At 59.1% G+C, this 12,250-nt stretch carries 9 protein-coding genes; 2 read left to right on the top strand and 7 right to left on the bottom strand.

Annotated elements, in window-relative coordinates; genetic code table 11:
• Positions 1–112 precede the first annotated feature (112 nt).
• From FKG94_RS01595 to FKG94_RS01580, 4 genes are all read right to left on the bottom strand, one after another.
• Entirely contained in the window at positions 113–1,315 is a 1,203-nt protein-coding gene (locus FKG94_RS01595; RefSeq protein ID WP_142902424.1) for an efflux RND transporter periplasmic adaptor subunit, read from the bottom strand.
• 594 nt (positions 1,316–1,909) lie between these two features.
• Positions 1,910–2,563: a TetR/AcrR family transcriptional regulator gene (locus FKG94_RS01590; protein WP_142902423.1), complete on the bottom strand. Its 654-nt coding sequence runs from the start codon at positions 2,561–2,563 to the stop codon at positions 1,910–1,912.
• A gap of 81 nt (positions 2,564–2,644) precedes the next feature.
• Positions 2,645–3,619, bottom strand: coding sequence for an N-acetyl-D-Glu racemase DgcA (dgcA, locus tag FKG94_RS01585; protein WP_142902422.1), 975 nt, complete (start codon positions 3,617–3,619; stop codon positions 2,645–2,647).
• A gap of 127 nt (positions 3,620–3,746) precedes the next feature.
• A complete protein-coding gene (locus FKG94_RS01580) occupies positions 3,747–4,772 on the bottom strand; it encodes an N-acetyltransferase DgcN family protein (RefSeq protein ID WP_142902421.1) in 1,026 nt (341 codons plus the stop codon).
• Positions 4,773–5,049: 277 nt separating this feature from the next.
• Between FKG94_RS01580 and FKG94_RS01575 the strand changes: the two genes are divergently transcribed.
• Positions 5,050–5,874, top strand: a complete 825-nt coding sequence (locus FKG94_RS01575; protein WP_142902420.1) for a helix-turn-helix domain-containing protein — start codon at positions 5,050–5,052, stop codon at positions 5,872–5,874.
• A gap of 1,185 nt (positions 5,875–7,059) precedes the next feature.
• On the opposite strand, the gene FKG94_RS01565 is transcribed toward FKG94_RS01575, so the two are convergent.
• Both FKG94_RS01565 and FKG94_RS01560 read right to left on the bottom strand, forming a co-directional pair.
• Positions 7,060–9,648, bottom strand: a complete 2,589-nt coding sequence (locus tag FKG94_RS01565) for a serine hydrolase (protein WP_179957436.1) — start codon at positions 9,646–9,648, stop codon at positions 7,060–7,062.
• 62 nt (positions 9,649–9,710) lie between these two features.
• Complete coding sequence (locus tag FKG94_RS01560) at positions 9,711–11,114, bottom strand: ATP-binding protein (protein WP_142902417.1); 1,404 nt, start codon at positions 11,112–11,114, stop codon at positions 9,711–9,713.
• A 62-nt stretch (positions 11,115–11,176) separates the two neighbouring features.
• Here FKG94_RS01560 and FKG94_RS01555 point away from each other — a divergent pair, with 62 nt between their 5' ends.
• Positions 11,177–11,356 carry a hypothetical protein gene (locus FKG94_RS01555; protein WP_142902416.1) on the top strand — a complete coding sequence of 60 codons (180 nt, stop codon included), beginning with the start codon at positions 11,177–11,179 and terminating at the stop codon, positions 11,354–11,356.
• A 69-nt stretch (positions 11,357–11,425) separates the two neighbouring features.
• Here FKG94_RS01555 and FKG94_RS01550 read toward each other — a convergent pair whose 3' ends face one another.
• A complete protein-coding gene (locus FKG94_RS01550; RefSeq protein WP_142902415.1) occupies positions 11,426–12,139 on the bottom strand; it encodes a response regulator in 714 nt (237 codons plus the stop codon).
• Positions 12,140–12,250: the final 111 nt, after the last annotated feature.

The raw sequence follows: 12,250 nt of genomic DNA, 5'->3' as shown, positions 1-12,250 counted from the left end.
CCTGTGCTGCCGGCTCCAAACCAGGCCGAGGTTTGTAACCGCGAGTAGGCTCAGATCAGAATGGCGCTCGCTTCAGGCGCCATTAGGCGCAGATCAAAGTCGGGGCGGCACCTCAGCGAGTGGCCACCAGACCGTCTTGCGCCGCCGTGCTGATATCCACCGGCGCTACCTGCATATCGGGGCGCACCCGGTGCAGGCCGTTGACGATAACCCGCTCGCCCGGCGCCAGGCCCGACAGCACGACCCGCTGGCCGCCGAGGGTGCGACCGAGTGTGACCTCGCGATAGGACACCCGGCCGGCGGCATCGACGGTGTAGACAAACTTGCGGTCCTGATCCGTGCCGATAGCGCGCTCGCTAACCAGCAGGGTGTCATTTTTTTCGGCGGAGCCGAGGCGCACATTGGCATACATACCGGGCACCAGAGCGCCGTCGCTGTTTTCAAAAATGGCCCGGGCGCGGATGGTGCCGGACTGGGTGTCGAGGCGATTGTCAAAGGCGTGAATTTGCCCTTGGTACACCACACTGGTGTCCCCGGCGAGCGTCAGTTCCACCGGCATGGCAGCCGCCGGACCGGTGCCGGCCAAGGCGCCGGCGCGCACGACCTTGATATAAGTCTGCTCATCGACGTCGAACTCGGCGTAGAGGCGATCATTGGCGATGATGGTGGTCAGCACCGGCGCATTGGCCCCCGCCTCAACGACATTGCCGGCGGTTATTTCCGCGCGACTGATGCGCCCGGCCACCGGCGCTGTGATATGGGCGTATTCGAGGTCCAACTGCGCCTGCTGCAGGGCGGCCCGGGCGGCGTCGATACTGGCCGCCGCTACCCGGTAGTCGTTGAGGCGGGTGTCGTAGATGCTCTGGGAGATCAATTGCTTTGCGATCAGCCCCTCGGCCCGCCGCCACTCCAGCTTGGCCAGGCGGGTGCGGGATTCGGCGGATGTCAGGGCGGCCTCGGCACTGGCCACAGCGGCCTCAAACGGCCGCGGATCGATGATGTAGAGCGGATCACCCGCCGCCACCACCTGCCCTTCGGCAAACAGCACCCGGTGAATGGTGCCACTTACCCGGGGGCGCACATCCACCTGGTCGACGGCGGTCAGGTGCCCGGAGAATTGACTCCACAGGCGCAGTGGGCGGGACTCGAGGGTGACCACATCCACCGCCGGCAGGGCCGCCGCCGCCGGCACCTGCTCGGCAGCGGCAACCTCGGGTGCGTAACGAACGGCGCCGATACCGGCAACCAGTGTGGTTAGCGTGGCGATCGCCGCCACGGCGGTACGGGTTTTGAACACTCGGCTGACAGATTTCATGACCTTATTCTCCCGACAGATTCTGATTTGGACTGAAATTAAACAGGGGTTGGACCAACACTGGATACATACCGGTTGGTACGGGAATGGCTGCAATGATATTCATACCGGTTGGTATGTGTCAACCGGTTTTCTCACAAATCAAAGTAATGTTTGTAACAGTTTGATTTTGCTAGCGAAAAAAAATCGACAGAAAAGCCGCAGGAGACGGGCTGTCGATGGCGCTTGAAACAGCACCGGCGGTTATATTCCGATCAGTATGTTTCTAAGGGCCAGTTCAGGACTGTCTAATCAGGGCCAGTTCAGGACTGTTTAATCAGGGCCAGTTCAGGACTGTCTAATCAGGGCCAGTTCAGGACTGTTTAATCAGGGCCAGTTCAGGACTGTTTAAACTGGCGCAAGGGCGTATTGCGGCACACAAGCCGGAGCGGGTTCTGGCCACCGGTTCCCCCCCCCTGCCGAAGAGCAGTGTCTTGACTTGGAGTAGAAGCTGCTCGATCCCTTTTTTAGCACTGTGAATTAGCTCAGTGCGTCCGAAAAATACCACTGCACAGGAGAGCGGCAATCGTCACCAATAACGGAGGCAAGCGGCTCCTAAGCCGCCGACAGTGGCTCGCCATCGCCTTGCACCCCGCCCTGGCGGTATTCCTGCTTGAGATCGACGAGCCGATAGAGCCCCTCGCGCAAGTCCTCCTTGACCATATCCAGACTGCGGTAGACGCGGCCGAACACCAACAGGCCCTCGATATACTGGTGCAGCAGTCGCCCCACCTGGCGCGGCTGCGGATCACCGTTCAAAACCCCCTCGGCCTTGAGGTTGCGTATCAGTGCGGTGTTGTACGTCAGCGCGTTTTCAGACATTTCCAGGGCCGCCTGTCGCACTTTCTGGTCATCGCAACCACACTGGGCACCGGCGGTAAAAATGGGACAGCCCGTCACCGGCATACACTCCACGGCGTTGCGCTCCTCCTTTTCAATAATGAAGCTGATCAGGTTCTCCAACTGCTCTAAAGCGGTGTAGGACGGTGAAAACAGGGTATCCAGCTCTTTTTTGGTAATTTCCCAATCGTGCTGGCAGGCCGCATAAAAGAGGTCGGCTTTGGTTTCGAAGTAGTGGTAGAAACTGCCCTTGGTGACTCCGGCTTGCTTGCAGATTTCAGCGACGCCGACGTCGCTGTAGCTACTCTGCCAGATCAGCGTAATAGCAGTTTCCAACAGTTTCTCTCTGGTATCAGTCAACTTAGGCATAGCACCGCCTCGGCATTATTATAGAGTGCAATAATTATACATACCGGTTGGTATAGTTCAAGCCATTGCGGTCTGATAGGTTCATCCCCACAGTGCCGGCACCGGCGCGGAGACGACGCCGCGGTCATAGCTCAGGCCGTGGTCGCGATCCTCAGTGAGAAACAGGGGGCCGTCGAGGTCGACGTAGCGGCACTTTTGCGCAATTAAAAACGCCGGCGCCATGCCCAGGGAGGTGCCCAGCATATTGCCCACCATCAGCTCCAGCCCCAGCGCCTGAGCCCGCTCGGCAAGGTCCAGCGCCTCGGTCAGGCCACCGGTCTTATCGAGTTTGATATTGATCATCTGGTAGCGCCGCGCCGCCTGCTCCAGCTCCGTGGTATCGAGGCACGACTCGTCGCCACACAGGGTAACCGGTGAATCGTAACCTTCCAGCTCAGTGTCGCCGCCACGGGGCAATGGCTGCTCGATCATCGCCACCCCCAACTGTTTGAACTTCGGCGCCAGCGCCACTAATTGCTCGAAAGTCCAACCCTGGTTGACGTCGACGATAATCTCGGCGTCGAGCCGTGCCGCGCGAATCGCCTGCAGGCGCTCGATGTTTTTCTCATGGTTCAGCTTGACCTTGATACGCGGGGTATCGAGACTGCGCGCCGCCGCGGCCATCCGCTCCGGCGTATCCACACCGAGGGTGTTGACGGTGGTGATTCGACCCGGTTCGATACCGGTCAATTGCCAGACGGACGCCGCCCCCGACTTGACCTCGAGGTCCCACAGCGCGCAATCGATGGCGTTGCGGGCGCCGCCCCTGGGCAGCAGTTCGCGCAGGGCCTGGCGATCGGCCCCACCCTCCAGCGCCGCTTTGGCGGTTTGCGCCTGTGCCAGAATCGAATCGGCGCTTTCGTTCTCGTAGTAGATGCCGGTGGCCTCTCCGCGCCCGGTAATCCCCCCGTCGCTGATCTGCACCAGCAACACTCGCAGCTCGGTAAATGTATAACCGGTAATGCTAAAAGGGCTTTTGAGTTTCCAGGACTCGATGGTAAAGCTGACATTGCGCATTAAACAATCTCCTTACAATTGACGACAACGAATCGCAACAATTCGCCGGTACTGTTTTTATACGAGCAATTTGGTTTTATGAGTAATTCGGCTTTATGGGTAATTCCGTTTTATGAATAACCCGGGTTCAGAAGCAGCGGCGAATATGCGCCACTATCGGCTCGCAGCCATCGGTCATCGGATCGACACACGGTAGACCCAACTCCGTGCTCAGCGCCGCCAGGTAGGGCTCGCGCTCCGATGCCGCCAGTCCGGTGGTATTGACACAGACACCCACACACTGGATATCGGCGCTGGTAATGCGCCCGCAGCGCAGATTGAGGTCGATACATTCGGCAATGGTCGGTATCCGGGCCTGGGGGGAACCGATGATATTGCGCCGGTCGGCGGCGTGGCAAACCACTATGGCGTCGGGCTGGGAGCCGTGCAGCAACCCGAGGCTGACACCGGCGTAGGCGGGACTGAACAACGAGCCCTGGCCCTCGATCACATCCCAGTGCTGCGGATCGTTATCCGGCGTCAGTACCTCGGCGGCACCGGCGATAAAGTCCGCCACTACCGCATCTATGGGCATACCGTTGCCGGCAATCATAATGCCGGTCTGGCCGGTAGCGCGGAAGCTGGCGTTGATACCGGCGCCGCTCATCGCCGCGGCCAATGCCAGGGCGGAATATTTTTTCCCCACCGCACAGTCGGTGCCCACCATCAGCAGGCGCCGGCCGCTGCGCTTGTTACCGCTGCCAATCGGCAGGCCCGGCGGCGGCACCCGCACGTTGACCAGCGCGGCGCCGGAGGCCTGCGCCGCCGCTACAATTTCCGGAAAGTCCTCCAGCCGCAGATGCAACCCGTTAACCACATCCAGACCGGCCGCGGCCGCCTCGGCCAGCACGCTGATCCAGCGCGGACCAACCGAACCACCGATGGGCGCAACGCCGATCAGAATACTCTTCACCCCCGCTGCGACGGCCTGTTGAATATCCATGTCGGGCACGCCCAAATCGAGGCTGTTACCCGCAAAGCGCAACTGCCCCGCCACCTGCTGCCGGCGCCACTGCACGATACCGAAACCGGTCTTGGCGAAGGACGGCACGTCGGTATCGCCGATAAAAACCAGGTATGGGGCCCGGAGTTCAATTTGAGTTACATCTGTCATAAAAAAAGCACCTGTCGGTGGTAAAAGCACTCATCCGCAGCCGGGGCCCAGCCTAAGTCATGCGACTTACCCACTGGGCAGTAACCGGGGGCGCAGCCCCAGCGGAGCCGATACAACCACGGTGTGGGATTCGGTACAGGCCGGCCGCCTGCCGAACGCTATAAGAAAACAAATCAGCACCAATGTCGATAAGCTTGCTGATCCTATTTTATGCTACAGTAGCGCCAATTAGCGCCACTCATGTTGAAATCATCACCCTAATTGCGAGAAACCCGCAGTGAGAGAGTCAATACAGAGAGAATTTGCCGACAACCTGGGCTTGTTATGCAGCTTCTATCCATCGGTCACCGAGGTTTGCCGGCGCCTGAAAATCAACCGGTCCCAGTTCAACAAGTACCTTGGCGCCGCCGCCTTTCCGGCCCGTCACACCCTGCGCAAAATCTGCGATTTCTTCGGCGTCGAGGAATACGAGATCCTGCTGCCCGCACACCAGTTCCGGCAGTTGCTGCAGGTGCGGCCCAGTAAACTCACCAGCACCGCCCCGCTGTTCAGCGATCATATCGGGCAATTGCAAAGAGCCAGCTCAGGTGCTATCGCCAACTATGCGGGCTTTTATTTTGAATACTACTATGCCATGACCTACCCGAGTTCGATTCTGCGCACGCTGGTGTCGCTGACCTGGGACGGCGAGACGGCCCGGTTCAGTCGCCTCGAGAGGCTGCCGCGGGAAAACGGCAGCGGGCGCGGTCCCAGTCGCCGCTACCACGGTGCGGCTTTCTACCTGGCCGAGCGATTATTTTTGTTGGACTACGACTCCCTGACCCAGAACGAAATCAGCCAGACCATACTGCTGCCTACGTACAATAACCGCACAACTTATCTGACCGGTCTCAAGCTCGGGGTGACGGCGCAAAGCCTGCGCCTGCCCACCTGCGCCCGCGTCGTCTACGAGGTGTTGGGAGCCAATATCAATCTGCGCGCGGCGCTGCGGCTGTGCGGTTTGTTCGACAGGGAATCCGATGCGGTGGCGGCAGATGTAAAACGCCTGATCGACAACACAGCACCCAGCGGCGACCATCATTTTGCGGCGGTTACGGTTTAGGTCGGACAGTGTCGGGGGCAGCACCCGGATAACAAGGCAGAAGCCGGTGGATTCGGACTGGCATATACTGCTTTAACAGCGAGTATTTCTCCCTGGCTGATTCCGGTATCGCCTTGGAGCAGGCTTGGCGTCGAAGCCACAGCACGGACGGGCCTCTTTTGGGAGCCGGTTTTGACAGCGTGCTCGGGGGACTGGCCCAGGCAATACCCTATATGCACCCTATAGCGATTCGCTATGGTTGATATCCAGAGAAAACTCCAAGATACTGGCGGAGTAACCGCTCAAGAGATTCAAGAGATTATTGGTACGGCTATGGTAGCTCTCCCCTCTTTACCGGGCACCTTCTGACAATCTATTGCTAAAGCGCGCCCCTGCCAGCGGCGCTATGCGTCGGCAAAGGAGTAATTATGAGAAAAAGCTATGGAAATATTCTTACCCTGTTAGTAGCCCTCGTGCTGTCAACTAGTGCCTATTCCAGCGGATGGTCTGGAGTGAGTACGGTGGAAAGAATATATGCACTTGACAACCACCGAGTGCTAATAAAGTTGTCGGATTTTGCCAACCCAGATAATTGTTCCACTGACAGTAACGGAGATGTAATAATTAATTCGGAAACACACTCAAATTGGTTTTCGATGTTGTTGGCAGCATATATGTCAGGTAAAACAGTCGATATATATGTTGCCAGTACATGCACGACGATTTGGGCAGATACATCATACGCCGATGTAGGGCATGTGCGCTTGCGATAAAGGGTTGCGGAATAGGGGTCGTGCGGAATAGGGGTCGTAGTGCTTGATAATTGACCAATCACCTTTCCTGACAAATCATCTAATCAGGCCCGAAGGCACTTCCTTAAGCGTATTTGCATCAATTTACTGATATCCACCCCAGTCGAATCGGTCTCGATTAAGCGTACTGAAGGGAGGTCTGGCTCTAGCTGCAGCCTTCAGAAACTCTCGACAGCGGGGATGCTGTCGCGACCAACAGTAGGCGCTTTAGGCGAGCCCCCAGGGAGGGCTCATCGGGGGGACGCCTGGTCCGTGTTTCTGAAGGCTGCAGCTAGAGCCAGACCGGTCAATTAGCACATATTTGCTTATGGAAGTGCCATTCTTATCAGGCCCCTTATTCTTCTTTCTCAGTATCCAACACCAACTCGCAACGGACACCGCACCGGGCGTCCGGTCACTGATCGCGCCGCAGCGCCAGGCCGCGCCGGTAGACCAGGCGAACCAGCGCCCGCAGCCTGCGCTCGAGCGCCTTATTGTCATCCATAAGATCGGAGACATTGACCAGCAATACAAACCCCATGTCGTGGTACTGGTCGTAAAACATCTGCGTAGTCGCGCCCGGATCGGAGCCGTCGTGGCCGAATAGAAAACCGTCGTTGACCCAGAATATACCCTGACTGCCCTGCAACGTCGGCAGCTCGGTTTGCGGGCTCAACATGGCGTCCACACTCGCGGCATCAGCGATGCGCCGGTCGTCCAACTCACCTCCCCTCACTATAGCCAGCAGATAGCGGGCCATATCCGCGGCACTGCTTTTCAAGCCGCCGTCGGCCCAGGTTGCGAGCGCATATTCGGGCAAGGGCACCGGTTTGTCCCCGTCGATAACGTAACGCACTGCGGGTCTTTCGCCGCCGCCGTCAAAGCGGCTGTTGAACCAATGAGTGTCGCGCATTCGCAGAGGCGTAAAGATATTTCTCTCGGTCCAGGTTTCAAAATCCGTGCGTGTCGCCACCGCCAGCATCCGCGACGCCAGGGCCGCGCCCACATTCGAATAAAAGTGCACCGCGCCGGCAGGCGCCGCCAGAAAGTTTTCCGCCGCGTCATACAGTGACCCGCCCCGCTGCAGGTAATCGGCCAAAAAAACCGCCTGTTCGGTGCGCACCGGCGTAGGGCAGTCCAACATACCCATAGCAGCGGCGAGACTGGCTTTGCTTTGTTCTATATAGTAGCCGCAAAAATAAACGTCGCTGTCCTTGATGCCGGCAGTATGGCTCACCAGATGTTGCAACGTAATGTCCGCCCCCGGTGTATTGGGACTGTCCACCCGCAACGGCATCGGCAAATCTCCCATGCGGGTATCCAGTGCAATCAGCCCCTGTTCAACGGCCTGCGCTACCGCCACGCCGATAAAGGTTTTGCTGACGGAAGCCAAATTGAACGGTGTGCGCGCCGTTACCTTTCTCGCTTTGCCTATATCCGCGTAACCGGCAGCGTGGGTTGCCAGCACAGCGCTGTCGCTCACCCAGGCGGCGGCCAACCCCGGCACCAAAGCATCGCCCATCAGCGTCTGCAGCCGCACCGAAAATTCCGTTGCGGACAGGCTGATGTCGATGTCAAACCCAGCCAGCGCCTGGGTGACGGCGGGGAACATCCCCCAGACAGCACCGTTGAAACTGGTTACCGGCACTCTCCGATCGGGCACTATACCCACCGCCTCGTGCACGCGACCCCCGGCGTCATAGTAGACTTCATGGGAAAGCCCCAATTCCCATCCGGAAGCCAGGGTGAAGTCGAGGATATCGGACAATATGCCCCGGGTAGGCTGTCCGATATGAGTCACGTTCGGCAACTGCCGCAACGCCAGAGTGAATATCTCGGCGGCACTGGCAGTGTCCGGCCCGGTGATCAAAGCGACCGGCACTTGCAGGCGCCGCCCCGAATGTGGCTGCAGATAAGTTTCTGCACGCGCGGTGGCTCTGCCGCGGTTATATTTTTCTTTGGCAAACACCAGCCGTTTTTGATCGGCAAACCGACCGGCAATGGCCAGCGCGATCGAATCGGCGCCGCCGCCGTTGAAGCGCACATCCACAACCAGTGCGGTGACTCCGTGCAGGTCATCCAAGACGCCGTCCATCACTTTCTCAACAGCCGCCAGATCCGCCGCCGTGTTGAGCAACAGATCATCCCGGCGCGGGGCAAAGCCCTGCATCTGATTGATCTGCAAATAACCGACATTGCCGTCGAGCCGGCCCCATACCATGGCGGGAGCACCGCCATCACTTTCCACCAAAGCCAGGTCACCGTCAATGTGGGCGGTCTCGAGGCGCCGGTTGAAATAATTGATCACCGCCGCACGGCCGCTGCGATCGCCACCGCGGGCCAGGTTAGCGGTAACTTTCCAGTCTCGAGGTACACCCGGGCTGTAGCCCTTTTTCAATTCCCCGGTTGCCACCACCAGAGATACATGACCGTCGTCCAGCGGCGACAGCATCTCGGTCAGCAGATCAAAAAGCTGGGTCTGGGTAGTGGTAGCTGTCACTCGGGGACGGTGTTGCGTATAGCGTTGCTGCCAGTCCACGCCACGCTGTGCAAAAAAGGGGTAGTAGTCGTTGAAGGCGTGCCAGAAATGCTGGAAAGTTGACTCCGGATCAAACGACGCGGCCACATCGACCCCGTGACAACTTTGCGGCAGCGCCTGCGCCCGCGCAAAGTAAATGCGATCGGTTTCGGCGCCGCCGGCGGGAATCAGCGACAGTTCGGCAACGCCGGTTTCAACTCGCACATCGCGCAGATACTGCCCGGCCTCGGCCAGTGATGCAAAGCGCAGACCGGCCGCACAGGTTGCGCGCGTATGGTAAAAGGTTTGCAGCGCATCCGCTTCGATTCGCAGGATAAGGCCGGTGCCCGGCGCTATCCAGGTGCCGGTAACGGCGGCCAGCGACACCGGCGCCTGGGGTTTGCTGCCGGCGTGGAAACCGCAACCACTCAGCAGCAACACCGCCGTAAACACCGACAGATACGGGCGACACAACGCATGAACCATGGTCTTCTTCCTATCATGGTGAGAGTGGTATAGGGAGTATAGTCGAGCCGCATCCAGGATCATCAGCATTTGTCCTTGCCATTCGCGACCGGGGCTCCGCGCTCGGGTTTACCCGGGGACGAGTTGTGCCTGGCAGCTTCGTCCCGGGCGGGATTTTCCACGGCAGAGTGGCCGGTTGACGAGTTGCCCGCTGCAAGCGGCGGCCAGCTCAATATCACTCTCGCGCCGCCCAAGGGGCTGACATCGATTTCGATGGTGCCACGGTGCCAACGGGCAATCTGCGCCACTATCGCGAGCCCGAGGCCGTGACCGCCGGAACGGCGGTCACGGCTTTGATCGACCCGCGTAAACGGTTCGAACAAACGCTCTCTTTCCTGCGGCGCAATACCGGGACCGTCGTCGTCGACCCATAACCGGTAGCGACCGGCGCGGCGCTCACCGCCCACTTGAATGGCGTGCTCGGCGTAGCGTTCGGCATTGGACACCAGGTTGCGCAGCAACCGCGCCATCAGTACTTGATCAAACTGCGCCTCAATACCCGCGTCGGCCACGGCGATAGTCAGGGGTTTTCTGACCTCCTTTTTCAGGCCTTCAACCTGCTCGGCGATCCATCCCCCGAGTGATCGCGTCTCGATAAACAGAGCCGGCTCGGCCCGTTCCATTTTGGCATAGTCGAGCATCTCGTCGATCAGCACATCCATATCATCCAGGTCATCGGAGATACCCACCATAAGGCGATCCCGTTCCGGTTGTTCCGGTGCCTCATCCAACAACTCTAATTGAAACCGAATTTTAGTAATCGGCGATCGCAACTCATGGGAGACGGCGTTGGTCAACTGGCGGTGGCTCTGGAACAGGCGCTGTATTCGCTCGGCCATTTGATTGAACGCCCGGCTCAGCACCGGCATCCCCGACAGGCCGGTTTTAGCGCGCACCTGGAGATTTCCCTCGCTAAAGCTCAGCGTAGTGCGGGCCAGGCGGGTGATCTTGTACTGCTGCCAACCAACCCAGAACAACAGCAGCAGCCCCAGCAAACCGGCCATGGTCAACAGATACCAGAGTTCTAGGTTCTCGACGCTACTCGTCGTGCCTAAAGGCCCGATCCGGGCCACCACGCCCTCGGCGATCGATCCGAACATCACCCCGTTGTCCGCATCTGCTACTAAAAACTCCCCGCGGTTCAACACGGCAAGTTCCCCATCATCGAACTGCCAGTCGTCAATCGGCCGGCTCTCTACCGGCAGGTTCGACCGGGCGTTGATATCCTCCAGCAGTTGGCGCCACTGCGTCTCGCTGTAGTGCAGGTAGAGTTTTTCCATCAGGATGAAGCCACCGATATAGTCGCGGGTCAGGTCCTGCGTTATCTCCTGTTGAAAGGTCAGGTAAAAAAATCGCTCCAGCACACTGGCCCCCAACACCAGTACCACCACCAGTGACAGATAGAGCGGAATGAAGAGTCTCACCATGATGTATCCTCGACCCGGCTACAGTGCGGCTGTCAATATCCCCACATTATAGAAGCTGGTTTATGACTGCCAAGCGACTGCCGGGGCACTCGGTGGCACGCCTCGACGCCCGGCAGCGCTACCTTCGTTGCCGGACCATCGCGGCCACACAGAGCGACAGTGGAGTCACCGGGCGGGAACCGCCGGCACAACACGCATTCTGCGTCATGGCCGATGCTCATTGGGATCTCAGGGAATCATAGTGCCGCAGACGGGTGGCTGACTCTGTCATCCTCGTGAAAGGTTTTGTATAGATAGTGTAAGCAGCGGCCTTACCACTGGTCCGTGACGAACAGATAACCCTTGCCACGCACGGTAATAATACGCTTGGGCAGGCCCTTGTTGTCGCCGAGCTTGCGCCTGAGCGCGACAATGCGATTGTCGATGGAGCGATCCAGGCCATCGTGCTGCACACCGCGGGTGGCCTGCATGATAGCGTCCCGGGACAGGGATTGCTCAGGATTTTCCGCCAGCAGGCACAGCAGCTCGAACTCCGCATCGGTCAATACCACCGGCGTGCCGTCCAGTGTCACCTGGCGGCGGCCCCGGTGCACAGACAACCCGCCGTAAACAATTTCATCTGTCGCAGCAGAGGTCGCACCGGGCTGCTCGAACTCTTCGCGCCGCAGCAAGACCCGGATCCTGGCCAGCAGTACTCGCGGGTGGATGGGCTTGGTGACGTAGTCGTCAGCGCCGATCTCCAGGCAGGCCACCTGGTCCATGTCTTCGTCACTGGCGGTCAGCACCAGAATACGGCCCCGGTACCAGGTGCGCAGTTCCCGGCATACCGACAGGCCGTCCATCTCCGGCAACATCAGGTCGAGAATGATCAGGTGGGGCTGGGTATCGCGCGCCTGCGCCAGGCCGCTTTTGCCATCAATGGCGTAGGCGACCTCGAAGTGGTGCTTGCCAAGATAGGTGCCTACCAGATCGGCCAGTTTTACATCGTCTTCTACTACCAGGATACGCTGGGTCTCAATCTGCATCAGCGAGCACTCCATAGCGACCCACAACAACGTCTTTCACCATAAACCACTTGTACATGTCCGGAACAACCCTGGGGCCTGTCTACACTACTCGACGGAAGCTTAAAGGGC

Source organism: Exilibacterium tricleocarpae (genome assembly GCF_007004655.1).
Taxonomy (GTDB): domain Bacteria; phylum Pseudomonadota; class Gammaproteobacteria; order Pseudomonadales; family Cellvibrionaceae; genus Exilibacterium; species Exilibacterium tricleocarpae.
The sequence above is the reverse complement of the archived record's forward strand: the minus strand, read 5'-3'. Positions and strand labels throughout refer to the sequence as shown.

Excerpts from the sequence above, each read along its gene's own strand:
- FKG94_RS01560 (WP_142902417.1), bottom strand. The coding sequence starts at position 11,114 with ATGGTGAGACTCTTCATTCCGCTCTATCTGTCACTGGTGGTGGTACTG.
- FKG94_RS01595 (WP_142902424.1), bottom strand. The coding sequence starts at position 1,315 with ATGAAATCTGTCAGCCGAGTGTTCAAAACCCGTACCGCCGTGGCGGCG.
- FKG94_RS01580 (WP_142902421.1), bottom strand. The coding sequence starts at position 4,772 with ATGACAGATGTAACTCAAATTGAACTCCGGGCCCCATACCTGGTTTTT.
- dgcA (WP_142902422.1), bottom strand. The coding sequence starts at position 3,619 with ATGCGCAATGTCAGCTTTACCATCGAGTCCTGGAAACTCAAAAGCCCT.
- FKG94_RS01550 (WP_142902415.1), bottom strand. The coding sequence starts at position 12,139 with ATGCAGATTGAGACCCAGCGTATCCTGGTAGTAGAAGACGATGTAAAA.
- FKG94_RS01590 (WP_142902423.1), bottom strand. The coding sequence starts at position 2,563 with ATGCCTAAGTTGACTGATACCAGAGAGAAACTGTTGGAAACTGCTATT.
- FKG94_RS01555 (WP_142902416.1), top strand. The coding sequence starts at position 11,177 with ATGACTGCCAAGCGACTGCCGGGGCACTCGGTGGCACGCCTCGACGCC.
- FKG94_RS01565 (WP_179957436.1), bottom strand. The coding sequence starts at position 9,648 with ATGGTTCATGCGTTGTGTCGCCCGTATCTGTCGGTGTTTACGGCGGTG.